The sequence below is a fragment of the Pseudomonas sp. BF-R-30 genome (genome assembly GCF_019956175.1).
Taxonomy (GTDB): Bacteria; Pseudomonadota; Gammaproteobacteria; order Pseudomonadales; family Pseudomonadaceae; genus Aquipseudomonas; species Aquipseudomonas jessenii.
Genome location: NZ_JAHBDE010000018.1, coordinates 37,690 through 64,004 on the forward strand (window position 1 = coordinate 37,690; position 26,315 = coordinate 64,004).

At 59.9% G+C, this 26,315-nt stretch carries 30 protein-coding genes; 19 read left to right on the forward strand and 11 right to left on the reverse strand.

Translation table 11 applies throughout. From position 1 onward, the window contains the following. Positions 1-34: 34 nt before the first annotated feature. Complete coding sequence (locus KGB20_RS11530; RefSeq protein ID WP_154947256.1) at positions 35-973, reverse strand: site-specific integrase; 939 nt, start codon at positions 971-973, stop codon at positions 35-37. 840 nt (positions 974-1,813) lie between these two features. On the opposite strand from KGB20_RS11530, the gene KGB20_RS11535 reads away from it, so the two are divergent. Continuing rightward, the gene (locus KGB20_RS11535) at positions 1,814-2,824 is read left to right on the forward strand and encodes a DNA-binding protein (RefSeq protein ID WP_150814109.1); all 1,011 of its coding nucleotides are present in this window, start codon (positions 1,814-1,816) and stop codon (positions 2,822-2,824) included. On the opposite strand, the gene gorA is transcribed toward KGB20_RS11535, so the two are convergent. Then, the gene (gene gorA / locus KGB20_RS11540) at positions 2,821-4,179 is read right to left on the reverse strand and encodes a glutathione-disulfide reductase (protein ID WP_090455468.1); all 1,359 of its coding nucleotides are present in this window, start codon (positions 4,177-4,179) and stop codon (positions 2,821-2,823) included. The genes KGB20_RS11535 and gorA overlap by 4 nt on opposite strands. Positions 4,180-4,309: 130 nt before the next feature. Continuing rightward, positions 4,310-5,149, reverse strand: coding sequence for a UTP--glucose-1-phosphate uridylyltransferase GalU (gene galU / locus KGB20_RS11545; RefSeq protein WP_007975949.1), 840 nt, complete (start codon positions 5,147-5,149; stop codon positions 4,310-4,312). A gap of 288 nt (positions 5,150-5,437) precedes the next feature. Between galU and KGB20_RS11550 the strand changes: the two genes are divergently transcribed. After that, on the forward strand, positions 5,438-5,626 hold the full coding sequence (locus KGB20_RS11550; protein WP_007985505.1) for a hypothetical protein: 189 nt from the start codon (positions 5,438-5,440) through the stop codon (positions 5,624-5,626). A 137-nt stretch (positions 5,627-5,763) separates the two neighbouring features. Continuing rightward, entirely contained in the window at positions 5,764-6,045 is a 282-nt protein-coding gene (locus tag KGB20_RS11555) for a hypothetical protein (RefSeq protein WP_057714661.1), read from the forward strand. Between the two features lie 11 nt (positions 6,046-6,056). Here KGB20_RS11555 and KGB20_RS11560 read toward each other — a convergent pair whose 3' ends face one another. Both KGB20_RS11560 and KGB20_RS11565 read right to left on the reverse strand, forming a co-directional pair. Continuing rightward, complete coding sequence (locus KGB20_RS11560) at positions 6,057-6,287, reverse strand: hypothetical protein (RefSeq protein WP_008053025.1); 231 nt, start codon at positions 6,285-6,287, stop codon at positions 6,057-6,059. A 72-nt stretch (positions 6,288-6,359) separates the two neighbouring features. After that, on the reverse strand, positions 6,360-6,716 hold the full coding sequence (locus tag KGB20_RS11565) for a hypothetical protein (RefSeq protein WP_057714660.1): 357 nt from the start codon (positions 6,714-6,716) through the stop codon (positions 6,360-6,362). Between the two features lie 201 nt (positions 6,717-6,917). On the opposite strand from KGB20_RS11565, the gene KGB20_RS11570 reads away from it, so the two are divergent. The 5 genes from KGB20_RS11570 (at position 6,918) to ada (ending at position 10,069) form a co-directional block, all read left to right on the forward strand. Next, a complete protein-coding gene (locus tag KGB20_RS11570) occupies positions 6,918-7,220 on the forward strand; it encodes a DUF1883 domain-containing protein (protein ID WP_007912251.1) in 303 nt (100 codons plus the stop codon). 37 nt (positions 7,221-7,257) lie between these two features. After that, complete coding sequence (locus tag KGB20_RS11575; RefSeq protein ID WP_191629301.1) at positions 7,258-7,425, forward strand: hypothetical protein; 168 nt, start codon at positions 7,258-7,260, stop codon at positions 7,423-7,425. Between the two features lie 117 nt (positions 7,426-7,542). Next, positions 7,543-8,247 carry a 2OG-Fe(II) oxygenase gene (locus tag KGB20_RS11580; RefSeq protein ID WP_154947255.1) on the forward strand — a complete coding sequence of 235 codons (705 nt, stop codon included), beginning with the start codon at positions 7,543-7,545 and terminating at the stop codon, positions 8,245-8,247. Next, on the forward strand, positions 8,237-8,917 hold the full coding sequence (alkB, locus tag KGB20_RS11585; protein ID WP_154947254.1) for a DNA oxidative demethylase AlkB: 681 nt from the start codon (positions 8,237-8,239) through the stop codon (positions 8,915-8,917). The genes KGB20_RS11580 and alkB overlap by 11 nt, the downstream gene beginning before the upstream one ends. 87 nt (positions 8,918-9,004) lie before the next feature. After that, complete coding sequence (ada, locus tag KGB20_RS11590; RefSeq protein WP_154947253.1) at positions 9,005-10,069, forward strand: bifunctional DNA-binding transcriptional regulator/O6-methylguanine-DNA methyltransferase Ada; 1,065 nt, start codon at positions 9,005-9,007, stop codon at positions 10,067-10,069. On the opposite strand, the gene KGB20_RS11595 is transcribed toward ada, so the two are convergent. Then, positions 10,070-11,053 (reverse strand): MDR family oxidoreductase, encoded by a 984-nt coding sequence (locus KGB20_RS11595; protein ID WP_154909151.1) that lies wholly within the window; start codon positions 11,051-11,053, stop codon positions 10,070-10,072. A gap of 154 nt (positions 11,054-11,207) precedes the next feature. On the opposite strand from KGB20_RS11595, the gene KGB20_RS11600 reads away from it, so the two are divergent. From KGB20_RS11600 to KGB20_RS11630, 7 genes are all read left to right on the forward strand, one after another. Beyond that, positions 11,208-12,275, forward strand: a complete 1,068-nt coding sequence (locus tag KGB20_RS11600) for an NAD(P)H-dependent flavin oxidoreductase (protein ID WP_154947251.1) — start codon at positions 11,208-11,210, stop codon at positions 12,273-12,275. A gap of 122 nt (positions 12,276-12,397) precedes the next feature. Continuing rightward, on the forward strand, positions 12,398-13,165 hold the full coding sequence (gene modA / locus KGB20_RS11605) for a molybdate ABC transporter substrate-binding protein (protein WP_150814103.1): 768 nt from the start codon (positions 12,398-12,400) through the stop codon (positions 13,163-13,165). Then, positions 13,166-13,846: a molybdate ABC transporter permease subunit gene (modB, locus tag KGB20_RS11610; protein WP_057714653.1), complete on the forward strand. Its 681-nt coding sequence runs from the start codon at positions 13,166-13,168 to the stop codon at positions 13,844-13,846. It abuts the gene before it with no gap. A 3-nt stretch (positions 13,847-13,849) separates the two neighbouring features. Continuing rightward, positions 13,850-14,929, forward strand: a complete 1,080-nt coding sequence (gene modC / locus KGB20_RS11615) for a molybdenum ABC transporter ATP-binding protein (RefSeq protein WP_154859819.1) — start codon at positions 13,850-13,852, stop codon at positions 14,927-14,929. Positions 14,930-15,055: 126 nt separating this feature from the next. Beyond that, entirely contained in the window at positions 15,056-15,277 is a 222-nt protein-coding gene (locus KGB20_RS11620) for a hypothetical protein (protein ID WP_154859818.1), read from the forward strand. 130 nt (positions 15,278-15,407) lie between these two features. Continuing rightward, the gene (locus tag KGB20_RS11625; RefSeq protein WP_057714650.1) at positions 15,408-15,638 is read left to right on the forward strand and encodes a hypothetical protein; all 231 of its coding nucleotides are present in this window, start codon (positions 15,408-15,410) and stop codon (positions 15,636-15,638) included. A gap of 206 nt (positions 15,639-15,844) precedes the next feature. Further along, complete coding sequence (locus KGB20_RS11630) at positions 15,845-16,129, forward strand: hypothetical protein (protein WP_057714648.1); 285 nt, start codon at positions 15,845-15,847, stop codon at positions 16,127-16,129. A 25-nt stretch (positions 16,130-16,154) separates the two neighbouring features. On the opposite strand, the gene KGB20_RS11635 is transcribed toward KGB20_RS11630, so the two are convergent. Then, positions 16,155-16,820 (reverse strand): TetR/AcrR family transcriptional regulator, encoded by a 666-nt coding sequence (locus KGB20_RS11635; protein WP_154947250.1) that lies wholly within the window; start codon positions 16,818-16,820, stop codon positions 16,155-16,157. A 177-nt stretch (positions 16,821-16,997) separates the two neighbouring features. Here KGB20_RS11635 and KGB20_RS11640 point away from each other — a divergent pair, with 177 nt between their 5' ends. The 3 genes from KGB20_RS11640 to KGB20_RS11650 all read left to right on the forward strand — a co-directional run bounded on the left by KGB20_RS11640 (position 16,998) and on the right by KGB20_RS11650 (position 18,735). Then, positions 16,998-17,840 carry an NAD(P)H-binding protein gene (locus KGB20_RS11640; RefSeq protein ID WP_154947249.1) on the forward strand — a complete coding sequence of 281 codons (843 nt, stop codon included), beginning with the start codon at positions 16,998-17,000 and terminating at the stop codon, positions 17,838-17,840. 92 nt (positions 17,841-17,932) lie between these two features. Beyond that, positions 17,933-18,127, forward strand: coding sequence for a hypothetical protein (locus KGB20_RS11645; protein ID WP_090455493.1), 195 nt, complete (start codon positions 17,933-17,935; stop codon positions 18,125-18,127). 425 nt (positions 18,128-18,552) lie between these two features. Further along, positions 18,553-18,735 carry a hypothetical protein gene (locus KGB20_RS11650; RefSeq protein ID WP_057714641.1) on the forward strand — a complete coding sequence of 61 codons (183 nt, stop codon included), beginning with the start codon at positions 18,553-18,555 and terminating at the stop codon, positions 18,733-18,735. A 272-nt stretch (positions 18,736-19,007) separates the two neighbouring features. Here the strand turns inward: KGB20_RS11650 and KGB20_RS11655 are convergent, their stop codons facing one another. The 4 genes from KGB20_RS11655 to KGB20_RS11670 all read right to left on the reverse strand — a co-directional run bounded on the left by KGB20_RS11655 (position 19,008) and on the right by KGB20_RS11670 (position 24,732). Next, positions 19,008-19,613 (reverse strand): hypothetical protein, encoded by a 606-nt coding sequence (locus KGB20_RS11655; protein WP_154859815.1) that lies wholly within the window; start codon positions 19,611-19,613, stop codon positions 19,008-19,010. A 228-nt stretch (positions 19,614-19,841) separates the two neighbouring features. After that, complete coding sequence (locus KGB20_RS11660; protein WP_154947248.1) at positions 19,842-21,389, reverse strand: phospholipase D family protein; 1,548 nt, start codon at positions 21,387-21,389, stop codon at positions 19,842-19,844. 16 nt (positions 21,390-21,405) lie between these two features. Then, entirely contained in the window at positions 21,406-21,555 is a 150-nt protein-coding gene (locus KGB20_RS11665) for a hypothetical protein (protein WP_159390070.1), read from the reverse strand. A gap of 339 nt (positions 21,556-21,894) precedes the next feature. Next, positions 21,895-24,732 carry an AMP-binding protein gene (locus KGB20_RS11670; RefSeq protein ID WP_223473593.1) on the reverse strand — a complete coding sequence of 946 codons (2,838 nt, stop codon included), beginning with the start codon at positions 24,730-24,732 and terminating at the stop codon, positions 21,895-21,897. A 163-nt stretch (positions 24,733-24,895) separates the two neighbouring features. Here KGB20_RS11670 and KGB20_RS11675 point away from each other — a divergent pair, with 163 nt between their 5' ends. Next, entirely contained in the window at positions 24,896-26,200 is a 1,305-nt protein-coding gene (locus tag KGB20_RS11675) for an MFS transporter (protein WP_150814094.1), read from the forward strand. Positions 26,201-26,315 lie beyond the last annotated feature (115 nt).

The following is a 26,315-nucleotide window of genomic DNA, read 5'->3' on the forward strand; positions in this document are numbered from 1 at the left end:
ATTAGCCAGCTGTATTAATAGAAGAAAACGGTATCTAGGGTGACACGGGCTTTTCCGTGATGCGCGCCATGCCGAGAAACGGACTGGCTTCGATGTAGCGCATGGCCGACTTCATGTCCTTCCAGCCCACATAGCTCATCAGCGACTTCAGATCCCAGCCACTTTGATGCGCCCAGGTGGCAAAGCCGCGACGCAAGGAATGACTGGTGTAAAGCTCACCGGCGATACCTGCTCGCGCCAACGCCTGACGCAATAACGGAATCACGCTGTTGGCGTGCAAGCCCTCCTCGCCCAGATGCCCCCAGCGGTCGATGCCACGGAACACCGGCCCCCGCACCAGAGCCGCCTCGGTAATCCAGTCGATATAAGCCTGCACCGGACACAAGCGTTGCAATGCCGGTGTCTGATAGGTCTTGCCAAGGTTATCGCGATCACTCTTGCTACGCGGCAGATAGAGACTGATGCCGGAACCGGCGCTGGCCTGCACGTGTTCCACCTGAAGCCGGCACAGCTCATCACTGCGAAAGCCACGCCAGAAGCCCAACAGGATCAGGGCCATGTCGCGCCTGGCCCGCAGCAAACCCGGTCGGTCGCCTGTGGCCCTGGCGGTCTGCACTTCTTGCTCCAGACAACTGACCACCTGTTCCAGGTGCTGAAGCTGCAAGGGTTCCGCCTGTTTTTCCTGGGCCGGGTGCAGCGCGCGAATGCCCTTGAAAACTTTGCGCACCACCGGCGCCTTGGTGGGGTCGGCAAAGCCCTGGCTGTTGTGCCACTGCGCCAATGCCGACAAACGCAGTTTCAGCGTGTTGATCGACAATACGCCGGCATGGGCCACCAGGTAGCGCGCCACGCTGTCGCCGGTTGCCGGCAGAAAACCGCCCCACGTGACTTCGAAGTGCTCGACGGCCGCCCGATAGCTGCGACGGGTGTTGTCGCGAGTCGCTGCTTGCAGATAGCGATCCAGATCGCTCATAGGAAATGAACCTGTTTTAACTGACTGTAGGAGCGAGCTCGCTCGCGATGGTCGTCATCGATAACGCTGGCTGGCAGGTGCCCCGCGGCGTTCTCGGGTTTTTCGCGAGCAGGCTCGCTCCTACAAGGGGCATCGGTCGCTGGCGTTAAAAACACAAAACACTGTAGGAGCGAGCTCGCTCGCGATGGTCGTCAACGATAACGCTGGCTGCCACGTGCCCCGCGGCGTTCTCGGGTTTTTCGCGAGCAGGCTCGCTCCTACAAGGGGTATCGGTCGCTGGCGTTAAAAACACAAAACGCTGTAGGAGCGAGCTCGCTCGCGATGGTCGTCAACGATAACGCTGGCTGGCAGGTGCCCCGCGGCGTTCTCGGGTTTTTCGCGAGCAGGCTCGCTCCTACAAGGGGCATCGGTCGCTGGCGTTAAAAACACAAAACACTGTAGGAGCGAGCTTGCTCGCGATGATCGTCAACGATAACGCTGGCTGGCAGGTGCCCCGCGGCGTTCTCGGGTTTTTCGCGAGCAGGCTCGCTCCTACAAGGGGTATCGGCCGCTGGCGCGAAAAACACAAAACACTGTAGGAGCGAGCTTGCTCGCGATGGTCGTCAACGATAACGCTGGCTGCCAGGTGCCCCGCGGCGTTCTCGGGTTTTTCGCGAGCAAGCTCGCTCCTACAAGGGTTGGTGTACGGAAACAGTGCGAGGAATACCTAAAAATTTCGCTCACACGGGGTAATACCAGTATATCCCGTGTTAGTTACATTCGGCATTTAACTTTTTAAATTGAATGGTACAATGTGTATTTACGTGGTACGTACCACATCATCAAAACCCGGGAGATCTCATGGCACGCGGCGGTGTAAATAAAGCGGTGGTTCAAGCCGCTCGGTTGGCGATCCTCGCCCGCGGCGAAAACCCCAGCATCGATGCCGTACGCATCGAAATGGGCAATACCGGCTCGAAAACCACGATTCATCGCTACCTCAAGGAGCTCGATGACCGGGTCGAACCTGTCGAGGCACCCACAGAACCGATCGACGACGAACTGATGGCGCTGGTGGCACGGCTCGCGCAAAGACTCAAGGAGCAGGCGCAAGAGCCCATCGACCAGGCGCGCGCGCAGTACGAAGAACAACGCAAGGCGCTGGAAAACCAGCTCGGCGAAGCGCAAGAGGACAACAGCGAACTGCACCAGCAATACGAGTTTCAAAGCCTGGCGCTGACTCAGGAATCCGAGGCCCTGCAAGAAACCCGAGCCATGCTGCAAACGGAGCAAACCCGCAACGCCGGGTTGAATCAGGCGCTGGCTGATTTCGAATTGCGTTTGAAGGACAAGGACGAGCAGATCCGCTCCCTTGAAGAAAAACACCTGCACACTCGCGACGCACTGGAGCACTACCGCAATGCGGTCAAGGAACAGCGCGAACAGGAAATGAGTCGCCACGAAGGCCAGGTGCAACAGATACAGATGGAACTGCGTCAGGCGCAACAAAGCGCACTGGTACGTCAGGATGAAATCACCCAGTTGCACCGCGACAACGAACGTTTGCTGACTGAAAACCGCGGCACGCTGCGCGAACTGAGCCTGCTGCAAGAACAGCTCAAGCAAAGCAATACCCGTCAGGATCAGTTGCTGGAACAGGCCACCCGCGTCGACGGTGAGCGCACCCTCCTCCAGGAACGCCTGCGCGTCGCCCTGCTGGAAAGCCAGGCACTCAAGCAGAACGTCGACGAGCAGTCGCAGCTCAACAGGTCACTGGAAATGGATCTGGCCAAGACCCGGGCGGATCTGGAAGAACGCGTACGTCTGGCCGCGACCCTTGCGGCAGCGGCAGACGCAGCGAAGGACGCTTAACCGGCGACCGGCGTACGCATGGTGACGAACTCTTCGGCGGCCGTCGGGTGCACCCCGATGGTTTCGTCGAAGTCGCGCTTGGTGGCGCCGGCCTTCAAGGCAATCGCCAGGCCCTGGACGATTTCACCAGCTTCCGGGCCGACCATGTGGCAACCCAGGACCTTGTCGGTGTTGGCGTCCACCACCAGTTTCATCAGCGTGCGCTCCTGGCATTCGGTCAGGGTCAGCTTCATCGGCCGGAAGCGGCTTTCGAAGATCTGCACCTCGTGACCGGCTTCGCGAGCTTCTTCCTCAGTCAAACCGACGGTGCCGATGTTCGGCAGGCTGAACACCGCCGTCGGGATCATCTTGTAATCCACCGGACGATACTGCTCTGGCTTGAACAGGCGTCGCGCCACCGCCATGCCTTCAGCCAGGGCCACCGGCGTCAGCTGAACACGGCCGATCACATCGCCCAGCGCCAGGATCGACGGCTCGGCGGTTTGATACAGCTCATCGACCTCGACAAAGCCTTTCCTGTCGAGTTTCACCCCGGTGTTTTCCAGCCCCAGATTGTCCAGCATCGGACGACGACCCGTGGCGTAGAACACGCAATCGGCTTCCAGCTGGCGACCATCCTTGAGCGTGACTTTCAGGCTGCCATCGGCCAGCTTGTCGATTCGCTCGATGTCCGCGTTGAACTGCAGGTCCATGCCGCGCTTGGTCAACTCTTCCTGCAAATGCTTGCGCACGGAACCATCGAAGCCGCGCAGGAACAGTTCGCCGCGATACAGCAGCGTGGTCTTGGCACCCAAGCCATGGAAGATCCCGGCGAACTCGACCGCAATGTAGCCACCGCCCACCACCAGCACCCGCTTGGGCAGCTCCTTGAGGAAGAACGCCTGGTTGGAACTGATGGCATGCTCATGCCCCGGAATCTCCGGAATCTGCGGCCAGCCGCCGGTGGCGATCAGGATGTTCCTGGCGGTAAAACGCTCACCATTGATCTCGACCTGATGCGGATCGACGATCTTCGCGTGACCTTCATGCAAGGTCACGCCGCTGTTGACCAGCAGGTTGCGATAAATGCCATTGAGGCGATTGATCTCGCGGTCCTTGTTGGCGATCAACGTCGGCCAGTCGAACTGCGCCTCATCCAGGCCCCAGCCAAAACCGGAAGCCTGCTCGAAGTCTTCGGCAAAGTGCGCACCGTAGACCAGCAATTTTTTCGGCACGCAGCCGACGTTCACACAGGTCCCGCCCAGGTAGCGGCTTTCGGCCACAGCCACTTTCGCACCGAACCCGGCGGCAAACCGCGCAGCCCGCACACCGCCGGAACCGGCGCCAATCACATAAAGGTCAAAATCGTAGGCCATTTTCAATCTCCTCGGCAGGTGACCAGCATACCCGCAGACATTTGTTGGGCAAGCGCTGCAGTCGATATGGGGCCTGAAAATGAAAAAGCCACCCGAAGGTGGCTTTTCAATACAGTCAGGTCGAAAGCGATCAGTACGCCTTGCCCGTCTTGTAGAAGTTCTCGAAGCAGAAGTTGGTCGCGTCGATGTAGCCTTCGGCGCCACCGCAGTCGAAACGCTTGCCCTTGAACTTGTAGGCAATCACGCAACCATCCTGCGCCTGTTTCATCAGGGCGTCAGTGATCTGGATCTCGCCGCCTTTGCCTGGCTCGGTTTGTTCGATCAGACTGAAGATGTCCGGCGTCATGATGTAACGACCGATGATCGCCAGGTTCGACGGGGCATCTTCCGGTTTTGGCTTCTCGACCATGTTGCGCACGCGGTACAGGTCGTCACCGATCAGGTCGCCTGCAATCACACCGTATTTGCTGGTTTCTTGCGGGTCTACTTCCATGATCGCGACGATGGTGCAGCGATACTGCTTGTACAGCTTGACCATCTGCTTCAGTACGCCGTCACCTTCCAGGTTGACGCACAGGTCATCCGCCAACACCACGGCGAACGGCTCGTCACCGATCAGTGGGCGACCGGTCAGGATCGCGTGGCCCAGACCTTTCATTTCGGTCTGACGGGTGTAGGAGAACGAGCACTCATCCAACAGGCGGCGGATGCCGACCAGGTATTTCTCCTTGTCGGTGCCTTTGATCTGGTTTTCCAGCTCGTAGCTGATGTCGAAATGGTCTTCCAGGGCGCGCTTGCCGCGACCGGTGACGATGGATATCTCGTTCAAGCCGGCATCCAGTGCCTCTTCGACGCCGTACTGGATCAGTGGCTTGTTTACCACCGGCAGCATTTCCTTGGGCATGGCTTTAGTCGCTGGCAGGAAGCGAGTACCGTAACCGGCTGCTGGGAACAAGCATTTCTTGATCATATAAGTCCTTGTAACGGCTGTGTGTACGAGTTTCGGCGCAGTCTAATCAGGCGGCGTGTACCTTACAATGCCCCGCGCTGGCTAACCGATGCCAACATAGAGAAATATTCTTGCCGATAGTTCCCTGCGCGGGTGTGCAGGTTACCGGGCAAACTCTTATGCATAGCAGAGATTCGCACAATTGCACGCTTTCTACCGCAACTGACATCCCGCCATCCCCCCAATGGCACCTGCTGCGTGCGTTTGGCGGTATCATGGCGCGATTGAACCAGACAACGAGGCAAGTAGATGTCGGCAGTAAAAAGCGTCAACGGATTCCTGATCAATCAGGAGAAAGACGGCCAATGGTGGGTGGCCAGTGTCGCCGGTGAAAATATCGCCGGGCCTTTCCCTTCCGAAGCCCTGGCAATCGAAGTGGCCTCGGTGCTGGAGCTTGAGCACCCGGAACCCAAGCGACGCGGCAAGGACAAGAGCTGATCGACGCCCGATGCGAAAAGCCCTGGCATAGCGCAGGGCTTTTTTATGAATACTGAAAAAGAAGTGGCCTTTGGCTATAACCTTTTGAATCCGGCGCTGTCTCAGCCTTAGCCCACCCCCCTGACGATGATCAAGCCATGAATAAAGTTTTGCCTTTGCTGACGGTATTGGCCCTGAGCGGCTGCGCAACGTCGGAACAAACCTACCTGGCTAACGGAGAGCAGGGTCTATCGATTGACTGCTCCGGTGAAGCCAACTCCTGGGCTGCGTGCTACGAAAAGGCCGATGCGTCCTGCGCGGGCACCGGCTACAAGATTGTCGGAACCGATGGTACCCCCTCGCTCAAGGAGAGCGAAAAGACTCTCGGCGCCGACGTCGGTAACTACAAGAGCCGCAACGTCGTGGTGATCTGCAGGTAACCCGCCGCGCCCTACATATGGATTTCGGCGAATTTGATTCCAAGCCCGCGCACGGTATCGATCAGATCATCAAGGCGGCTGAAGGACTCGACTTCATCATTGTCATCCACCAGGAAATAGCTGCGCCCGGCGCTTTTCTTGAAAAACACGATCCATTCCCCCAGCTCCGCCGGATTCTGAATCACATGGGTGGCAGAGATTAAACCCTCTGCATGCCGCTCCCGGACCTGCTCTCGCTTCATGTTCGACTCCAGAAATAACGATGCCGCCAAAGCAGGGCTTTGGCGGCATCGGTGCTGATGGTCGATAGTCTATCAGCCTGAAATGCACTCGTTGGCAGCCTTCTGTACATCCTTTGGCCGCACCGGGACATTGGACATGCTCTCGTGCAACTTGATGCTGCTGCCGCCGGAGCGTTCTTCGATGTCAAACACGGCAGACGGCCCCACGGAGAACTTGAGCGGCACGATCACGCGCAAGCCATCCTTGTGCGACTGGATCTGCAAGGCGCCTCGGCTATCGGCCAGTTTTTCGCTCAGGCATTGCGCGTATTCATGGGGCTTCTTGCCAGAAATCACGTTCATCGTCGGCAAGGACTCGTTGATGTCCGAGACGTTCGCGCAACCACTGATCGTCAATGCCATCGGCAACAACCACAAACCCCACTTCATACCAAACCTCCATTAAAGACCCTCGGACAGCGCAACTGCGATTTTTCTCCGAGACAAACTGCTTTATCGCTCATCAAATGTGAAATAAGCGTTTTTAATTGTCGAAGCGGCCGGATAATAAGGCCTTCGGGCTGATAAACTGCGCCAATCGCCCATGCTATCGTTTTGATTTTGTAGAAAAAGCCCTTCTGGAGGCGCCTCATGAAATTTATCCATCAGCGCGAGCACCTCAATGAAGACGACATCGTCGTCATTCAATGCTCCCAAATGTGCAACATCCGCTTGATGAACGACGCCAACTTCCGCAGCTTCAAGAATGGCGGTCGTCATACCTATCACGGCGGTGCATTCGACACGTTTCCGGCTCGCATCACAGCCCCGAGCACCGGTTTCTGGAACATCACGATCGACACCGTCAACCGCCGCGCTATCAGCGTGACGCGCAAACCCACCCTGACGCACTCGATCAAAATCATTCGCCGCTCCAGCACGAAACTGAGCTGATCAGCGAACCCGAAACACAAGACAGGCAGATACAACCGTGGCCCAAACGACCAAGTACGTCATCAAATACAAACTCAACGGTGAGCGCCGCTTCGAGTTTGCCCAGCTTGAAAACGGCACCCAGGAAGAAGCCAAGGCGGCGCTGGATGCCATTCATGGACAGAACGACGTCATCAGCGACATCAGCGTCAGTAAAGCGTTGTAACACGATCCGGAGCGACAATGGACGTCGGCTCCCGCTCGCAGTTCAACCGCAAGCAGCGGAGTGCCAGTTTTATTTTTGCCTTGCAGACTGACCACCTCCATCACAAGAGGCCCGGCAATGAGCGAGCAATATCTGGACAGGCTGGACTGGCCCCTGCTGGAGCAGCAACTTGATCAGGACGGCTGCGCCGTCATACCGTCACTGCTGAGTCACAAGGCTTGCGGGCAGGTCAGCGCCTGGTACCCTCGCACCGAACTTTTTCGCTCCCACGTGGTGATGGCTCGCCACGGGTTCGGCCGAGGCGAGTACAAGTATTTCAACTACCCCTTACCGGAACTTGTGGCCCGCTTGCGCAGCGCGCTCTACCCACGACTGGTGCCCATCGCCAATCGCTGGCATGAACAGATGGGCTTGCCGGAGCGTTTTCCTGAAACCCTTCCAGCCTTCCTCGAACGTTGCCATGCCGCTGGTCAGAACCGTCCGACACCCTTGTTGCTGCAATATGGTCCGCAGGACTACAACTGTTTGCATCAGGATCTGTACGGTGAGCACGTTTTCCCGCTGCAAGTGGCGATCCTGCTGTCAGACCCGGATCAAGACTTCACCGGCGGCGAATTTGTCCTGACTGAACAGCGCCCGCGAATGCAGTCACGCCCGATGGTCATCGGCCTGAAGAAAGGCGACGGGCTGATCTTTGCGGTCAACCAGCGTCCAGTCAAAGGCACTCGCGGTTACTACCGCGTTACCCTGCGCCACGGCGTGAGTCGCCTGCACAGCGGTAAACGGCATACCCTTGGAATCATCTTTCACGATGCGTCATGAACCCATGAATCCGCAGACTTTCGATCTGTTTGCCGATGCAGAACCCGAGCAACAGCCCAGGCGCGAGCAGATCGGCGAACAGTCCTACGTGCTCAGAGGCTTCGCCCTGCCCTGGCTGGAGCGTTTGCTGCCTGCCCTGGAAGAAGTGCTGGCGGCCGCGCCGTTTCGGCAGATGGTCACACCCGGCGGTTTCACCATGTCGGTTGCCCTGAGCAGTTGTGGCCAATTCGGCTGGACCACTGACCTCAGCGGTTATCGGTACACCCGCCTCGATCCACAAACCGCAAAGCCCTGGCCAATGATGCCCGAGGTGTTTTTCCAACTGGCACAAGCGGCGGCACAGGCAGCAGGATTCACCGGTTTTGCGCCGGATTCCTGCCTGATCAACCACTATATCCCCGGGGCAAAAATGTCATTGCATCAGGATAAGGACGAACATTCCTACGCCGCCCCCATCGTTTCGGTATCCCTGGGTTTGCCGGCGATGTTCCTGTTCGGCGGTTTTGCACGCCGCGACAAAAGTCAGCGCGTTCCCCTGTTCCATGGCGACATCGTGGTCTGGGGTGGCGTGGATCGCCTGCGTTATCACGGCGTGTTGCCGATCAAGGACGGCCATCATCCGAAACTCGGCGGGCAACGCATCAACTTCACCTTTCGTACCGCCGGATAAAGCCTTCGAATTTGACCGCAAGCGCCGGAGTGTGTGGCAACTGCCCCACGGTTAATGTGCAGGCAACCCCTCAATGGACGTGACGCCATGACAACCCGATCGACCAAAATCGCCACTGAAAACGATCCGCGCTGGGCCGCCGTGGTTGCGCGCGACTCCAAGGCTGACGGGCAGTTTGTCTATGCCGTGAAGACCACAGGCATCTACTGCAACCCCAGCAGCCTCGCGCGCTTGCCCAAGCCACACAATGTCGAATTCTTCGATAGCGCCGAGCAGGCCCGGGCCGCAGGTTATCGTCCGAGCAAACGCGCGACGAAGGATCAGAGCGAACTCGCCGCGCAACATGCCGCCACCGTGGCCGCCGCGTGCCGCCAGATCGAAAGCGCGCAAACGCTGCCCGCCCTGGGTGAATTGGCCGAGGCGGCGGGCCTGAGCAGCTTCCACTTCCATCGCGTGTTCAAAGCCGTCACCGGCCTGACGCCCAAGGGCTACGCCGATGCCCATCGTTCACGCAAGGTACGCGAGCGACTGGCGCACGGCGGCTCGGTGACCGATGCCCTGTATGACGCCGGCTTCAACTCCAACAGCCGGTTTTATGAAGCGGCAGACCAACTGCTGGGAATGAAACCCGGGGACTACCGCGCGGCCGGTCAAAACAACGACATTCGTTTTGCCGTCGGCCAGTGTTCGCTGGGCGCGATTCTGGTGGCGCAGAGTGAGCGCGGGGTGTGCGCGATCCTGCTGGGTGATGATCCGCATCAACTGGTCTGTGATCTGCAAGACAAATTCCGCCGCGCCAACCTGATCGGTGCCGATCATGAGTTCGAGCAATTGATTGCCCGGGTCGTCGGCTTTATCGAGGCGCCGGCCATTGGCCTTGATTTGCCGCTGGACGTACGCGGCACGGCGTTTCAGGAGCGTGTCTGGCAAGCGCTGAGGGAGATTCCCGTGGGCAGCACTGCCAGCTACGCCGATGTCGCCCAACGCATCGGTCAACCAAAAGCCGTTCGCGCCGTGGCCCAGGCCTGCGGCGCGAACAGCCTGGCCGTGGCGATCCCTTGCCATCGCGTGGTTCGCAGCGATGGCAATCTGTCGGGCTATCGCTGGGGGGTCGAGCGCAAACGTCAATTGCTGCAGCGCGAATCGCAATGATCAGCGGTTCACATCCACCACCACGCGCCCGCGCAACTGCCCGGCCAGCAAGCGTGGCGCGGCTTCAATGGCTTCGCTCAAGCCGATTTCGTGACTGATCAGCGGCAACAGGTGGAAGTCCAGATCCCGGGCCAGGCGATTCCAGGCTTCCACGCGCTTGGCTTTGGGCTGGGTCACGCTGTTGATGCCGGCCAGGGTCACGCCGCGCAAGATGAACGGCGCAACGGATGCGGGAAAGTCCATGCCCTGGGCCAGACCGCAGGCCGCGACGGTGCCATTGGCCTGGGTGCTGGCGCACGCGTTGGCCAGGGTGTGGCTGCCGACCGAATCGATGACGGCCGCCCAGCGCTCCTTGGCCAATGGCTTGCCCGGCGCGGACAAGGTGGCGCGATCGATGATTTCGCTGGCGCCCAGTTGCTTCAGGTAGTCGTGCTCCGAGGTCCGTCCGGTGGACGCGACCACCCGGTAGCCGAGCCTGCTCAGCAAGGCGATGGCAAAACTGCCGACGCCACCGTTGGCGCCAGTCACCAGAATGTCGCCCTGCCCGGGCGTCACGCCGTTGTGCTCCAGTGCCAGGATGCACAGCATGGCCGTGTAGCCCGCCGTACCGATGGCCATCGCCTGGGCCGCGGTAAACGCCTTGGGTAGCGCTATCAGCCAGTCACCGCTCAGGCGAGCCTTCTGCGCCAATCCACCCCAATGCCCTTCACCCACGCCCCAGCCATTGAGCAGGACCTGGTCACCGACCTTGTAGTCCGGATGCCCGCTGACTTCGACGACACCGGCCAGATCGATCCCCGGAACCATCGGGAATTTGCGCACCACCGGACTGCTGCCGGTAATCGCCAGGCCATCCTTGAAGTTCAGCGTGCTGTAGGCCACACGCACCGTGACATCGCCCTCGGGTAACTGATCGTCCTGGATCTCTTGCAGTGTGGCCCGGTAACCGCTGTCGTCTTTGTCGATCAAAATGCCTTTGAACATTACGGCCTCTCAATGGAATCAGTCTGTGGGTGGTGCAATTGAAATAACACATAAGCCTCACCCGCTGAAATGACGACTGGCCTTGCGCCAGTCGTTGCGTTACAAATCCTGTTCTACCGCCCCTACCCGGATTCAACGTCGGAGAACACAGCACATGAACCAATGGCCAGATACCCGCATTCTTGACCTGCTCGGGATCGAACTGCCGATCATTCAGGGGCCGATGGCCGGTGCCACAAACTCTTCCATGGTGATTGCAACCTGCAATGCCGGCGGCCTGGGCTCGATGCCAGCGGCGATGCTCAGCACGGATCAACTGCGCGAAGAGCTCAAAACCATCCGCCAACACACCCGGCACCCGATCAACGTCAACTTCTTCTGTCATCAGCCACCAGCTCCGGATGAGCAACGCGCGCAGGACTGGAAAAACCTGCTGCAACCTTACTACCGGGAACTCGGCGCCGACTTCGATGCACCGACGCCGGTGTCCAACCGGGCGCCGTTCGATAACGCGGCCTGCGAAGTGGTCGAAGCGTTTCGCCCTGAAGTGGTGAGTTTTCACTTTGGCCTGCCGGAAAAATCCCTGCTCGACCGGGTCAAGGCCACCGGCGCGAAGGTGCTGTCCTCGGCCACCACCGTCGCAGAAGCCGTGTGGCTGGAACAGCATGGTTGTGATGCAATCATTGCCATGGGCTACGAAGCCGGGGGCCATCGCGGAATGTTTCTCAGCGATGACCTGAGCAGTCAGGTGGGGACTTTCGCCCTGGTGCCCCAAGTCGTCGATGCGGTGAAGGTGCCGGTGATTGCCGCCGGCGGCATCGCTGACGCACGAGGCGTCGCCGCGGCCTTCATGCTCGGTGCTTCGGCGGTGCAGGTGGGTACGGCGTACCTGTTCACGCCAGAGGCCAAGGTCAGCCCTTCCCATCACAAAGCCTTGCGCACCGCCCGGGAAAGCGAGACGGCCGTCACCAACGTGTTCACCGGCCGCCCGGCCCGGGGCATCCTCAATCGGGTGATGCGTGAACTGGGGCCCATGAGCGCCAAGGCCCCGGCCTTCCCCCTTGCCGGTGGCGCGCTGATGCCGTTGCGGGCCAAAGGTGAAGCGGACTTCAGCAACCTGTGGGCCGGCCAGGCCTTTACCCTCGGGGTCGAATTGACCACCGAGGCACTGACTAGAAAGCTGGCTGAAGAAGGATTAGCGAGACTGCTGGGTCGTCCCTGAGCATCACTCTCATTAGAACTGTATACAATTTTGCGGCAACACATTCCGTTTAAAGGCAATTCGCTATATATTTTTGTACATAACGATTAACCTGCCGCCATTGCCTTTAACGGAGCCGTTTCATGACCATTCGTGCCTCACGTTTTGCCCCGACCTGCCTGGCGAGCCTTCTCGCCGTATTCGCCTTCGGCTCAGCCCAGGCGGACGAAGTCCAGGTGGCCGTCGCCGCCAACTTCACCGCCCCCATCCAGGCCATCGCCGCTGATTTCGAAAAAGACACCGGGCATAAACTGGTCGCCTCCTTTGGCGCCACCGGCCAGTTCTACACCCAGATCAAAAACGGCGCGCCGTTCGAAGTGTTCCTCTCGGCAGACGACAGCACCCCGAAAAAGCTTGAAGCCGAAGGCGACTCCGTCAAGGGTTCGCGCTTCACCTACGCCGTCGGTACGCTGGCGCTGTGGTCGGCCAAGGAAGGCTACGTCGATGCCAAGGGCGATGTGCTGAAAAAGAACGAATACCAGCACCTGTCCATCGCCAACCCCAAAGCCGCGCCTTATGGCCTGGCGGCGACCCAGGTACTGGCCAGGGAAGGTTTGACCGACAAGGTCAAGGACAAGATCGTTGAAGGCCAGAACATCAGCCAGGCCTACCAGTTCGTCTCCACCGGCAACGCCGAGTTGGGATTTGTCGCCCTGTCGCAGATCTACAAGGACGGCAAGATCACCAGCGGTTCGGCCTGGATCGTTCCCGCCAGCCTGCACGACCCGATCAAGCAAGACGCGGTGATTCTCAACAAGGGCAAGGACAACCCGGCCGCCAAGGCACTGGTTGACTACCTCAAGGGGCCGAAAGCGGCAGCTGTCATCAAGTCCTACGGTTACGAAATCTAAATGTCGCTATCGAGTGCCGATTTTTCCGCCATCTGGCTGACCCTGAAACTGGCGTCCCTGACGACCGTCATCCTGCTGATTGTCGGCACTCCGATTGCATTATGGCTGTCGCGCACCCGCTCCTGGTTGCGCGGCCCGGTCGGGGCGATTGTCGCCCTGCCCCTGGTGCTGCCACCGACGGTGATTGGTTTCTATCTGTTGCTGGCCCTCGGCCCTCACGGGTACCTTGGCCAGCTCACCCAATCACTGGGCCTTGGCACCCTCACGTTCAGTTTTGCGGGGCTGGTCATCGGTTCGGTGCTGTATTCGATGCCGTTTGTGGTCCAGCCGCTGCAAAACGCTTTTTCCTCGATTGGCACGCGCCCGCTCGAAGTGGCCGCGACCTTGCGGGCCAATCCCTGGGATACCTTTTTCAGCGTGATATTGCCCCTGGCCCGCCCCGGTTTCATTACCGCGGCCATTCTCGGCTTTGCCCACACCGTCGGCGAGTTCGGCGTGGTGCTGATGATCGGCGGCAATATTCCCGAGAAGACCCGCGTGGTCTCGGTGCAGATCTACGATCACGTCGAAGCCATGGAGTATGCCCAGGCCCATTGGCTGGCCGGGGCAATGCTGGTGTTCTCGTTTGTCGTCCTGCTGGCGCTGTATTCCAGTCGTAAAACCAAAGCGGGCTGGAGCTGACCGATGATTCAAATGCGTCTGAAACTACGTTATTCGGGCTTCGCCCTGGACGTCGATCTGCAGGTGCCTGGCCGTGGCGTCACTGCGCTTTACGGCCACTCCGGCTCTGGCAAGACCACTTGCCTGCGCTGCATCGCAGGCCTGGAGCGGGCTGAGCAAGGCTTTGTCCAGGTCAACGATGAAGTCTGGCAAGACAGCGACAACCGGATCTTCGTCGCGCCGCACAAGCGCGCGCTGGGCTACGTGTTCCAGGAAGCCAGCCTGTTTCCTCATCTGTCGGTGCTGGCCAACCTGGCATTCGGCCTCAAGCGCATCCCCAAGCCGCAACGCCGCGTCGACATGGCCCACGCCACCGAGTTGCTGGGCATCGGCCATTTGCTGGACCGGCACCCGCAACACCTTTCAGGCGGTGAGCGACAGCGCGTCGGCATCGCCCGCGCCTTGCTCACCAGCCCGAAACTGTTGTTGATGGACGAACCTCTGGCGGCGCTGGATGCCCAACGCAAAGGTGAAATCCTGCCCTACTTGCAACGCCTGCACGACGAACTCGACATCCCGGTGCTGTACGTCAGCCACTCCCAGGATGAAGTCGCGCGGCTGGCCGACCATATCGTGTTGCTCAGCAACGGCAAGGCACTGGCCAGCGGCCCGATCGGCCAGACTCTGGCACGCCTTGACTTGCCGCTGGCAATGGGGGATGACGCTGGTGTGGTGATCGAAGGTCGCGTCAGCGCTTATGACGCCGACTATCAATTGCTGAGCCTGCAATTGCCCGACACCACCCTCAACATCCGTGTGCCTCATACGCCACTGGATGCGGGCCAGGCACTGCGCTGCAAGGTCCAGGCACGGGATGTGAGCCTGAGCCTGGACAATACCGGGCAAAGCAGCATTCTCAATCGCCTGCCGGTCACTGTGGTCAGCGAAATGAGCGCCGACAACGCCGCCCACGTGCTGATTCGCCTGGACGCCGCCGGCACGCCATTGCTTGCGCGGATTACGCGTTACTCCCGTGATCAACTGAACATCCATCCCGGCCAGCCACTGTGGGCACAAATCAAAGCGGTCGCGGTGCTGGCGTAAATCCGAAGGCACGACTGCACCGGGCAGAGGTCAGCGCCTGAACCGACGAATTGACCTGCCTGTTTTTTGCACGATCACCAATGGCTTCTATAGTTGAACTGAACACGTATCCGCTGCGGAGACGCCATGGAAGACATTTTCGTCGTGAAGCGTTGCAAAAAGATCATCATCCATGGTCGACGTGCGGGTGAATATGACCACCTGCCACCGGATGCCGCAGTCTGGTACCGCATCGCCGATACCCGCACCCAAGGCTTCATCGGAGATGGCTACGATAACGAAGAAGACGCTGTGCGTGTTTGCCATCAGTTGAACGCTCAATCACAAGTGACAGCCCGACAAAGTTGACGGCTCGTCACCTTTTTTTAACGGGTCTATACTGAGTTAGTTGAAGGATCAGTAACCCTTTCGGCAGAAAGCTCGCCCCAGGCGGGCTTTTTGCTGCCACACCCAGGTTTCTTGAACGGAGGTGCTTCCCATGTCCGAAAAAGAGTCCATCACCACCCTGCTCACCTTGCTGGACTCCCGTCAGGCTCGCCTGGCCGCCGCCTGCAAGGAAATCGCCGACTGGGTCGATCATCAAGGCGGACACCCCACCGCCCTCAGAATTCGTGATCGCCTGAACGACATTGAGAAGGACACGCCGCTGATCCGGCACACGCTGTCGTCTCTCAAGCCTGTCGACCGGCCTCTGCCCCGGTTCAGATGATCCGTCACGAATTCGCGGTGCGGGAAAAGGCCCTATTCGGGCAGCATGATCGGTGACCGTACGTCTCCACACCCTTGGCTGCCTGCTGGATTTCCATCCCTTCTCACAACCCGGCCTGGAACCGGGATTTTTTGTTGCGCAAAACCAATCGAACGTCCCCGCTCACGTGGAGTCAACCGCTCACACGTCACGAAGGAGACGTTCCAATGGTCACTCATTTCAAAGTCAGCGGGCACCTGGCCTGCGGTCACCACGGCAACAACCTCGTATCGACCCGCGAACTCAACCGGGTGAAATGCCGAAGCTGCCGAAACACCGACGCCTACAAAGAAGCCCGCAAGGCTGAGCGCAACGCTGCCCGCCGCGCAGCACGCAAAGCCAAAGCCGTGCACACCGCCAATGACTGGCGTTCAGCCTGGACCGAGCGGCTGACCGCGATGGCCGGCCTGCAACGATTGCCCCGTGGCTTTGGCGGCCAACCCTTCGTTTAGGGAGCATGAAGTCGCCGTCAGGTTTTTACGGCGAGTCGATGTCCCTGCGCGCAGGCTCCATGATCTCGCGCAGGGACATGCGTTTGAACGCCTCGACCAGTGCTCGCCCCTCAACGGGTGCACAAGTGACCGCCAACCGCATGGTCGCCTCGCCCAGGTGCCAGATCAAAAACGCGGACTCCTCGACCTGTTGCTCGTCGCAGTCGGGATACACGCGCAGCATCGCCTGGGCCAGCATGGCTCCGGCAACCCGACTCTCCCCCAGTTCCAGCTGCAACAACTGCTTGTCGGCCTGCATACCGGACCAGATGTCACGCATCACCGGTGTCGCCATCACGATCTCGTAAAACTGATCGAGCAACTGCGAATAGGCGGCGCGCAAACCCCGGGCATCCTCGACAGCCTCCATTGCCTCGGCAATGCAACGACGGCTTTCAGCGTTATAGCGCTCGGCCAGCGTACGGATCACGGAACTCTTGTCGGGGAAGTACTGATAAAGGGAACCGATCGAGATCTCGGAGCGCTCGGCGATTTCACTCATCTTGAGTTGATCGCTGCCCTTGTCCGCGATCAATTGAGTGGCCATGGCCAGAATCCGCTCCTGACGATCGCGGCTGCGCTGTTGCGTGGGTTTGCGTCGAACCGCTTCTGCAGCAGGCTGTTCGAGGGTTTCAGAGGTTTTTTTGCGCACGAGTGAGTTCCCGATCAAAAACGTGACATGTACTCACCTTAGCATCGCCATTCCCTACGCCCAACAACAGATGCCACACGTCGGGGAATTCGATCTGATGGGTTGACGGCAAAACATGAGCATCTATCATCTTTTAAACATGAGCATCACTCACATTATTCGATGGAGATGAACGCGATGAAAACGACCCAACCCATCACGCTGGTCCTCGGCGCCACCGGCAAAACCGGACGGCGCATCACACAACGGCTCGAGGCTGCCGGCCTGCCCGTTCGCCGGGGTTCGCGCGATGCCAATCCGCCCTTCGACTGGGAAGATCGATCGACCTGGGACGCCGTGATCGATGGCGTTCATTGCGTCTACATTTCCTTTCAACCGGACCTCGCCGTTCCAGGCGCCGTTGAAACCATCCAGGCGTTCACCGAACTTGCGGTGAAAAGCGGCGTCCGCAAGCTGGTCTTGTTATCCGGGCGCGGCGAAGTTGAAGCACAACAGGCCGAACGCGTCGTACAGGACAGCGGGATTGACTGGACGATTCTGCGAGCCAGTTGGTTCTGCCAGAATTTCAGCGAGGCACACTTTCTTGAACCCATTGTGCAAGGTGAGCTTGCACTCCCCGTCGGCCAGGTCGCCGAGCCCTTTGTCGATGCAGAAGACATCGCCGAGTGTGCCGTCGCGGCACTGACCCAACCCGGACACACCAACCAGCTCTATGAACTGACCGGCCCTCGGGCGTTGACCTTTGCCCAAGCCGTGACCGAGATTGCTCGCGCCACCGGTCGCAACATCGAATTCGTGGCCGTACCGGCAGACGCGTATCGACAGGCAATGGAACAGGAACAACTTCCCCCGGCGTTGATCGACCTGGTGTTGTATCTCCTCACGACTGTATTGGACGGGCGCAACACACCCGTAGCCGATGGTGTACAGCGGGCGCTGGGCCGGCCGGCGCGCGACTTTGGCGACTACGTACGGCGCACTGCCGCTACGGGCATCTGGGGCAATGGCCGTCCGACGTAAAGCAGTGGCGGGAACAGGCTTCGTCGACTAGGGTTTTTGGCGTATCGAAGTGCGGCGCCTTTATTGGCAGGAGCCTGATCAAGGAGGAACCCATGTCACTCAATCGTAGTGCTGAACAAACCTACCGCCAGTGGTCGACCCCGATCCTGTTGGAACTCAAGGAGCGAGAACATCAAATGAACCCGTCAGACCGCCAGGCACTGGAAAACGTACTGCTGGAAAGAAGGCTGATCGATACCGGCAACCCGGCCGGCAGCGATCGCCGCAAGGCAGATCCGACGTCCTGAAAAACATCAGGCAATCACGATCAGGATAGAAATAACGGAACAGAAAAAACCAAGGGCTTGCATCCGCTTTCGCTTGCAAGCCCTTGCTTTAGAGAATGCCCAATCGAACGCAAATACGGTTCCAACGTCTGAATCCCCCCGCCGCCGTAAATCCATTTTTGATAATTATTAATTTCCAAACACTCCCCTCTATCGGCTTTAAATGTGCCAAGAGGAGGGTTAGCCATGGCAGGGCCTGCAGGTGACGTTTTTGACGAAAGCTTCGACTGCCATCAAAACCGCATTTGCAGAGGCTGACTTTCCTGAGCAGATTCACTGTTTTGTCCCGCGTCGTCACCCAGGCCACGCAGACAAACATTCACACACCGCACTTCGGTTTCCCCGGTTCGAGACCAGGCTAAACCACCACATGGAGGGATTCCAGGATGCTGATAAAAATCGAGAAAGCGAGCAAACCGGAAGGCTGGAATGTATGGATGAACGCGTGGTGCGTTGAGTTTCGCAGCTACGCAGAGGCCTTGGCGTTCGTGATCAGATTGGAAGGCCGGATCAATGCACCTCACCCCTTGCCTATCAGCACCGCCAGACTTCTTTTGGAACAGGCTTGACCTCGCGACGCCATCACCGAGAAGCTATCCACGACGTCATATCCGTATTTATTAATCTGTCTTTGATAATTATTGATTTCGCTCGCCCCTCTCCCTCGACTTTAAATATGCGTCGAGGGGGCGTTGGCCAAGGTGAGGTTTACAGGTGACACCTTTAACGGACGCTTCGAATACAGCCAGTCTGCTTTCGAGGAGGCCGACCTTCCTCACCATGTGCAATACTTTTCCCCGCATCTTCCCCCAGGAGATGCGGGTTTTTTTTCGTAAATGCGTTAAAACCACCCGCTACGATCATCTTCCAACTCTTGGCGACACACTTTAAGTTGAGCGTTGTAAATCTCTGACTGCTTTTGCACTTTCTGGGCAACCTGCATCAGCCAGGGTTTACTGCGATAGGTATTGCGGCTAAAGCCCCCACGCCCCTCGTGATAGGCCAGGTACTGATTGTAGGTGTCCCATTTGGAGATTCCGAGCTGACGTTGGGTGCCAGTGGTGTACCAACCGATAAACATGATCGCGTCGTCAAAACTGTCACGCGAACCACCGTTGCCTGTACTGTCCTTGTACTCACCCCACACAGGGTCTTGAGCCTGCGCATAACCGTAGGCCGAACTGACTCGCCCCCAGGGGATCACCCAGAGCAGGTAGTCACGAGGCGGCAATGCGTCCGCCACGTAACTGCTTTCCTGCTTCATGATCGCCATGGCCACATGCAGAGGCGTCCCATATTCACTCTGCATTTGCAGCGAGTCCTCATACCAGTCGGGATACTCACGGTAAATACTGCAGAGATTGCCTTGGTCTTTTGGCGGCGTGGTCGTGCACCCCGTTAAAAACAGCATCAACAAAGCCAACAGCAGAACCTGTCCTTGTTTCATTCATTACCCTCAAAAATAAGGGCATAAGGTACCCTCCGTTTACTGCAAGGCGCCTGAGTCAGGCAGGTGCAGGCAAAAACGTCAGAAGACATCCAGCTTGATCGCGTCACCCTTATCGAGAGGCTTCTTTGTAAGTCCCTATTGCACGGCGGCCTGACGCAAGCCCTGCGCTCTGATTGAATGCTCACACGTGGGCGTGAGGTCAGTGGGTGTACTCCGGGTTTCGATCTAGAGCATTTTCTCCAGGCCGATCTTGTCGCTGAGCCAGGCCTTGAAGCTGCGCCACTTGCCGCCGGGCTCCTTGCGCAAGGTATGCAGGCGGTCGTCGTCCTCGGTGAGCCAGACAATTTCGCCGTTTTCCAGTCGGGCCTGGTAACTCCGGGCCGGCGCCATGCCCTCAAGCGCCAGCTGGCGTACGTAGCCGGCCAGTTCGGGACTATCGACCAGCACCCCGACTTCAGTGTTCCAGAACACTGAACGCGGGTCGAAATTGTACGAGCCAACGAACACTTTCTGTCTGTCCAGGATCATGGCCTTGGTGTGCAGGCTGGAGTCAGAGCCACCACTGAAACCAAACGAGGAGCTACGACCAGGATCGTCCGGCTGGCGCCGCAGCTCATAGAGTTTCACGCCATGTTCGAGCAGAGACTTGCGATACGGTGCATAGCCGCCATGCACCGCCGGCACATCGGTGGCCTCCAGTGAGTTGGTCAGCAGGCGCACATCAACGCCGGCATCGGCACGACCCAGGAGATAGTCCATGCCCGGCTTTTGCGGGACGAAATAGGCCGAGATCATGATCAGCTCGCTATTGACGCTATCGAGTTCAGGCCGCAGCTGTGTGGCCATCAATAGCGCGCGGGCCGGTTCGCCGCTGGCCAGGACCTTGCTTGGAGCGTCCCACATCGCCTTGCTATGGGCCCAGATCAGCTGCTTGCGCCAGGTCTCGAGTTGCGGTTGAGTCTGGTAGGTCATGAGATGGTTGTACAACGCCTTGCTCTCGATACGTGAGGTCTGGAGCGATTGCTCCAGGCGTTGGCGGCTTTCGAGCAAGTCTTGCGCTGTTGGCTTGTTGAGCTGGAAGTCACTGATCGACTGGCTCAAGGCGCTGTTCCAGTACTGATCGAAGCTGTGCCCCAATTGCTCGGCGACCGGGCCGATGCCCAGCAGGTCCATGTCGGTGAAGTTGAGGTCGGGCCTGGCGTCGAAATATTCATCCCCCAGGTTGCGTCCGCCGACGATGGCTGCGCTGTTGTCGGCCAGCCACAGTTTGTTGTGCATGCGTCGGTGTTGTTGGGAAAGATCAAGCAGGCGGCCCATGGTTCGAGTGACCACGGTGCTGCGCCCCAGATGCAAAGGGTTGAAGACGCGGATATGGATGTTCGGGTGCACCGCCAGGGTAGCGATGACTTCTTCCTGGCCGTCGCTGGCAGTGTCATCGAGCAAGATGCGTACCCGTACGCCGCGATCTGCTGCCAGCAGCATTTCATGCACCAGCGCCCGAGTGCTGAAACCGTTATGCACGATGTAGTACTGCAAATCGACGGCTTTCTGTGCATTGCGGATCAACTCCGCGCGCGCCCGGAATGCTTCACTGCTGTTGGGCAGCAAGCGAAAACCCGAGCGCCCCTCATGCTCGGCGGCCTGAGCCTGGATCGAGCGCCCGAACGCCGAATCGCTGGCGGGTATCGCCTCGCTGAATTCGTGAGGCAAGCGCGTGGTGGCGCAGCCGACGAGCAGCAGCGCGAACAGCATGGCGCAGAGAAACCGGGACATGGGCAAGGACTGCTCCTCAACCACAACGGGTGTAGTTTTTGAACTCAACATCCAGCCAGTACTGGCTGCCGAGCACATGCAGCCCTCGATAATCCGCACGACTTGTTCCAGTAAAGCCCGTTTCAAGCAGTGTGTCGAAATATTCCAGCAGCTGCGCCCAGAGCATGAAACCGCCCTGGGCCGGGTGCAGGCCCGCCCTCCGCTGTAGCGCCGGGCTGGGTCGAGCAGTTTGGGTCAGCCGGTGTCGCTAACAACGTACGCGGTGCCCTGGAAGCCATCGATAAGATTGAAGAATTCATCAAGATGATGCTTGTGGTGATGATGGCACCGGAGTGACTGAGTCGTTTTCGGCCCTTCGCGACAGGCAGCAGTCGGCCCAAAGCGGGCGCTCACAGCGGATGTCGATATCAGACTTGTTCAGTAGAGGATAAGAATCCAGTTTAGATTTTGACGTGTGCCCACTCTATAAACGGCTCTGGAAAAACGACGGCAGCAAAGTAGTCGCCTAACCTGGGCGCTGGGCTCGTTCCGACTCATCCAGGTGCTCTAGCAGCACCGCTATCGTCGCATCCCGCAGCTTGATTGCCTCCATCCAGTCCGGCCCGTCTGCCAACAGCGCAGGACAGACGTTGACGTGGATTGCACCGTGGCGCGGGTACCACTGACCGTCGCGCAGCACCTTGCGCGTGCCGCAGATTGCGACCGGCAGCAGTGGCACGCCGGCACGCGCAGCGAGTACGAAGGCGCCCATGTGGAACGTTCGCAATCCTGGCTCGCGGGTGAAGGTTCCCTCGGGAAAGAACACCAGGGGCTGGCCAGCCTGTAGCGCCTCGGCCAGGGGCTCGGTGTCTGCGGCGCTGCGCTGCAGGTCGAAGCGTTCGACAAAGCGGGCGCCGAGCTTGCGCAGGAACCGGCCGGCGATCCACTGGTCAGCCAATTCGCGCTTGGCAACGAAGCTGAACTGTGGCGGTAGGGCCGCGCTGAGAATGACACCATCGAGGTAGCTGGCATGGTTTGCGGCCAGCACGCTCACCGAGGAGGAAGGCAGGCGTTCGAGTCCCGTGACACTGAACGGAACACCCGCCAGGCGCAGAAACAGCCGGGAGGCCGTACGGGTAAAACTGCGACACCAACGCTGGCGCGGCAGGATCGCAACGACCAGCCAGGTCAGCGGTGTGACCAGCCAGAACAGCAGCCAGATGTAAGTGGCATACAACGCGGCGCGGCAGGTCTGCCAACTGCGACCGAAATGCCCGCGCAAGGCCTGCAACACCAGGCGCAGCAGCTGGCGCCAAACGGCCAGGTGCGGCCGCCCCACTTCGCCGCGCTCATACAGTTCACGACTGGCAGCACGGCGAAGCTTTCCGCTGGAGGTTTTCAGTACGCTATGCGGTGGCACCAGAACGATATCGTCGGGCGCCACACCGGTGAGGTCGAACACGATACGGTTGACCTCCTGCTGCAGCTGTTGCCGCGCAGCAGCGTCCTTCTCGTAGCTTTCCGCCAACACCACCAGGCGCTCGGTGCCGGTGGCCGGCTCCGGACTGCCGAACACCGCGATGCAGCCTTTGCGCAGCCCGGGCAGATTGCCGACCGCTGCTTCGACATCGTAGGGGTAGATGTTGCGCCCGGCACGGATGATCAAGTCCTTGGCGCGGCCGGTCAGGTAGACCTCGCCGCCGGCCATGTAGGCGAAATCGAGCGAGTCGAACCAGCCATCGCGCAGCACCCGGCGGGTCTCTTCGGGGTTGCGGTAGTAGCCTGCCGAGGTAGACGGCCCGCGAAATTGCAGGTGCCCTTCGCTGCGTTCGGGCAGTTCGATTCCACTGCCATCGACAATACGAATCTGATGGCCCGGCAGTGGTCGACCGCTGGAGACGAAGCGCAGCGTTGCGCTGGCATCCGCTTCGACGGGCAGTGCATTGCCACGGGCCTGGAACGCGTCGCGCTGTACCCGGTCGATCAGCGGTCCTCGGTCCAGGGGAGGAAAGGCCACGCCCAGTGTGGCCTCGGCCAACCCATAGACGGGCGCCAGCGCAGTGGGCGCCAAGCCGTAGCGAGCGAAACGTTCGGCGAAGCGCTGCAAAGTCTGCGGGCTGACCGGTTCGGCACCGTTGAAGGCCAGGCGCCAACTGCTCAGGTCCAGACCCTCGAGATCGTCGTCAGCGAGTTTGTTCAGACACAGCTCGTAGGCGAAGTTGGGCGCCGCCGACATCGTGCCGCGGAAGCGGTCGATGGCCCATAGCCAACGCGCCGGCCGTGCCAGGAAAGCCAGCGGCGACATCAGCATCAGGCTGTAGCCGTAGTACAGGCTGCCCAGCCAGGCACCGATCAATCCCATGTCGTGGTACATGGGCAGCCAGCTGACGAACACGTCTTGCGGTCCCACCTTCAGAGCCCTCCCCATGGCGCGCAGATTGGCCAGCAGATTGGCGTGGCTGACCATCACACCCTTGGGCTGGCCAGTACTGCCCGAGGTGTACTGCAGGAAGGCGATGTCATCCGGTTGCCGCGGTGGTGTGATGCACTCGCCCCCCTCGCCTGTCAGCTCGGCCACGCTGGCAATGCGCGTCAGGCTCGGGACCTGCGGCTGGAGCAACCGGGCGAGCAGCTTCGCTTGCGTCACGGTAATCAGCACTTTGGCCTCGGCGTTGCGCAGAATGCCGGCCTGGCGGCGCAGATGATCCTCTATCTGCGACAGGCGCAGCGGTGGGTAGATGGGCACCGGCACACCACCGGCCAACAGGATGCCGAAAAAGCCCTGGAGAAAGTCGCGGCCTGTGGGCAGCATCAGGGCCACGGTTTGACCGGCGTGCAAGCCACTGCGCTGCAGCCCTGCGGCAACGGCCAAGGCCCCCTGGTGCAAGGCGCCATAGCTGATATCTTCCTGCTGGTCACTTTCACCTAGCAGGCGCACGTGGAGATGCTGCGGCTGCTGGCGCACATGCCAGTCCAGTACCTCGATCAAGGTCCGCGCGGCGTCTGGCGTCTGCCCCGTTGCTATCAGGGTCTCGCTGGAGTTGCTGGAGGGCAACGGACGTACGACCTCGGCGCCATGCCTGCTGTGCAGCACGCGCAGTATGTCGGTGGGGGTGTCTGCCGAGGCGAACAGGTTTTCTGGCAAGCGCACACCGAATTCGTGCTCGATACGTGACCAGAGCTCGACTCGAGTCAGGCTGTCTACGCCCAGATCCCGATCCAGCACGCTGTGCAAGGTGACTTGCAAACCTTCTGCCGCTTGCGGGCGCAGCTCGACCACGGTGCGCCGGACAATTTCGAGCAATTTTTCCGCGTCCCCATCGCAACGGGGAACGGCACGGGTTTCTGGAGGCGGACGAGGCATCGGCAGCCCCTCATGACAGAACACTCTGTGTGTAGATCCTTGCCAACTGCCATTATGCGCCTACGGAGGCGACTGGGAATGCCATCATCAGCTGCAGCGCTCGCAGGATGGGTGAGCCGGGGCTAGGCTTCTGAAGAACGCAGCCCCTGCAGAGAGATCTGCCATGCCAGCCAGCCTTGCCCCCGGAGTGACACGCCGAGAAATCTGGGCCTGGGCGATGTTCGATTTCGCCAACTCCGGCTACACGACCGTGGTGATCACCGCCGTGTTCAACGCCTACTTCGTCGCGGTGGTCGCCAAGGGCGAGGCCTGGGGGACGCTGGCCTGGACCAGCGCCATATCCCTCTCTTACGCCCTGATCATCCTGACCGCGCCGCTGATCGGTGCCTACGCCGACGCCTTCGCCTGCAAGAAGCGTCTGCTTCTGTTCAGCACGGTCGGTTGCGTCGTCTTTACCGCTGGACTGGCGTTGGCCGGGCCGGGGGAGCTCGGCGTTGCGATTCTGTTCATCGTGCTATCCAACTACTGCTTCGGCAGCGGCGAGAACCTGATTGCCGCCTTCCTGCCCCAGCTCGCCCGTGCGGATGCCTTGGGCAAGGTGTCCGGCTGGGGCTGGGGGTTGGGTTACATTGGCGGTTTGGTCAGCCTGGGCGCCTGCCTGGCCTTCGTCAGCTGGGCCCAGGCGCAAGGCCAGACGGCGGCGCAGTTCGTGCCGGTGTGCATGCTGATCACTGCGGTCTTGTTCGCGTTGGCCAGCGTACCGACCTTCCTGTTCTTGCGTGAACGCAGCCTGCCGCAGACAGGGAGCAGCGACAGGCCTATCCCGCAAGCGGCGCTGGCGCGCTTCGCGCAGACGCTGCGCGAAGCAGACCGCTATCGTGACCTGCTGCGCTTCCTTGCCTGCACCGTCTGCTACCAGGCCGGTATCTCGGCGGTGATCACCCTGGCTGCCATCTATGCCAATCAGGTCATGGGCTTCAATACCCAGGACACGCTGCTGCTGATCTTCGTGGTGAATATCACGGCCTCCATCGGTGCCGTGCTGTTCGGTTGGCTGCAGGATCGCCTCGGCCATCGCACCACGCTGGCGCTGACCCTGCTGGGCTGGCTCGGCATGGTCGGCCTGGTCTGGGTCGCGCGCGGCCCCGGGCTGTTCTGGCTGGCGGCCAACCTCGCCGGTCTGTGCATGGGTGCCAGCCAATCGGCCGGACGTGCGATAGTCGGTCTGCTCGCGCCGCCGACGCGGCTGGCGGAGTTCTTCGGCCTCTGGGGGCTGGCCGTCAAACTGTCGGCAATCCTCGGCCCCATGACTTACGGCCTGACCAGTTGGCTGTCCGGAGGCGATCACCGCCTGGCGATGCTGATTACCGGCAGCTATTTCGTTGTCGGCCTGCTGATCCTGGCCGGCGTCAACCTGGAGCGCGGGCGGCAGGTAGCTGTCAGCCATACCGAGAGTCTCGAAAAGTGAGAGGAACTCCCTGCGTCGGGTCGGTCTTCGCCTGTCGAAACTGACCTAATTCGGCCAAAAGCAGCCGGTGACGAATCAAACACAACGATGTGTCCGGTCTGCCAAACACATTCGC

Coding starts and splice junctions, on each gene's coding strand:
- KGB20_RS11530 (WP_154947256.1), bottom strand. CDS start 973: ATGAGCGATCTGGATCGCTATCTGCAAGCAGCGACTCGCGACAACACC.
- KGB20_RS11535 (WP_150814109.1), top strand. CDS start 1,814: ATGGCACGCGGCGGTGTAAATAAAGCGGTGGTTCAAGCCGCTCGGTTG.
- gorA (WP_090455468.1), bottom strand. CDS start 4,179: ATGGCCTACGATTTTGACCTTTATGTGATTGGCGCCGGTTCCGGCGGT.
- galU (WP_007975949.1), bottom strand. CDS start 5,149: ATGATCAAGAAATGCTTGTTCCCAGCAGCCGGTTACGGTACTCGCTTC.
- KGB20_RS11550 (WP_007985505.1), top strand. CDS start 5,438: ATGTCGGCAGTAAAAAGCGTCAACGGATTCCTGATCAATCAGGAGAAA.
- KGB20_RS11555 (WP_057714661.1), top strand. CDS start 5,764: ATGAATAAAGTTTTGCCTTTGCTGACGGTATTGGCCCTGAGCGGCTGC.
- KGB20_RS11560 (WP_008053025.1), bottom strand. CDS start 6,287: ATGAAGCGAGAGCAGGTCCGGGAGCGGCATGCAGAGGGTTTAATCTCT.
- KGB20_RS11565 (WP_057714660.1), bottom strand. CDS start 6,716: ATGAAGTGGGGTTTGTGGTTGTTGCCGATGGCATTGACGATCAGTGGT.
- KGB20_RS11570 (WP_007912251.1), top strand. CDS start 6,918: ATGAAATTTATCCATCAGCGCGAGCACCTCAATGAAGACGACATCGTC.
- KGB20_RS11580 (WP_154947255.1), top strand. CDS start 7,543: ATGAGCGAGCAATATCTGGACAGGCTGGACTGGCCCCTGCTGGAGCAG.
- alkB (WP_154947254.1), top strand. CDS start 8,237: ATGCGTCATGAACCCATGAATCCGCAGACTTTCGATCTGTTTGCCGAT.
- ada (WP_154947253.1), top strand. CDS start 9,005: ATGACAACCCGATCGACCAAAATCGCCACTGAAAACGATCCGCGCTGG.
- KGB20_RS11595 (WP_154909151.1), bottom strand. CDS start 11,053: ATGTTCAAAGGCATTTTGATCGACAAAGACGACAGCGGTTACCGGGCC.
- KGB20_RS11600 (WP_154947251.1), top strand. CDS start 11,208: ATGAACCAATGGCCAGATACCCGCATTCTTGACCTGCTCGGGATCGAA.
- modA (WP_150814103.1), top strand. CDS start 12,398: ATGACCATTCGTGCCTCACGTTTTGCCCCGACCTGCCTGGCGAGCCTT.
- modB (WP_057714653.1), top strand. CDS start 13,166: ATGTCGCTATCGAGTGCCGATTTTTCCGCCATCTGGCTGACCCTGAAA.
- modC (WP_154859819.1), top strand. CDS start 13,850: ATGATTCAAATGCGTCTGAAACTACGTTATTCGGGCTTCGCCCTGGAC.
- KGB20_RS11620 (WP_154859818.1), top strand. CDS start 15,056: ATGGAAGACATTTTCGTCGTGAAGCGTTGCAAAAAGATCATCATCCAT.
- KGB20_RS11625 (WP_057714650.1), top strand. CDS start 15,408: ATGTCCGAAAAAGAGTCCATCACCACCCTGCTCACCTTGCTGGACTCC.
- KGB20_RS11630 (WP_057714648.1), top strand. CDS start 15,845: ATGGTCACTCATTTCAAAGTCAGCGGGCACCTGGCCTGCGGTCACCAC.
- KGB20_RS11640 (WP_154947249.1), top strand. CDS start 16,998: ATGAAAACGACCCAACCCATCACGCTGGTCCTCGGCGCCACCGGCAAA.
- KGB20_RS11645 (WP_090455493.1), top strand. CDS start 17,933: ATGTCACTCAATCGTAGTGCTGAACAAACCTACCGCCAGTGGTCGACC.
- KGB20_RS11650 (WP_057714641.1), top strand. CDS start 18,553: ATGCTGATAAAAATCGAGAAAGCGAGCAAACCGGAAGGCTGGAATGTA.
- KGB20_RS11655 (WP_154859815.1), bottom strand. CDS start 19,613: ATGAAACAAGGACAGGTTCTGCTGTTGGCTTTGTTGATGCTGTTTTTA.
- KGB20_RS11660 (WP_154947248.1), bottom strand. CDS start 21,389: ATGTCCCGGTTTCTCTGCGCCATGCTGTTCGCGCTGCTGCTCGTCGGC.
- KGB20_RS11665 (WP_159390070.1), bottom strand. CDS start 21,555: ATGCTCTGGGCGCAGCTGCTGGAATATTTCGACACACTGCTTGAAACG.
- KGB20_RS11670 (WP_223473593.1), bottom strand. CDS start 24,732: ATGCCTCGTCCGCCTCCAGAAACCCGTGCCGTTCCCCGTTGCGATGGG.
- KGB20_RS11675 (WP_150814094.1), top strand. CDS start 24,896: ATGCCAGCCAGCCTTGCCCCCGGAGTGACACGCCGAGAAATCTGGGCC.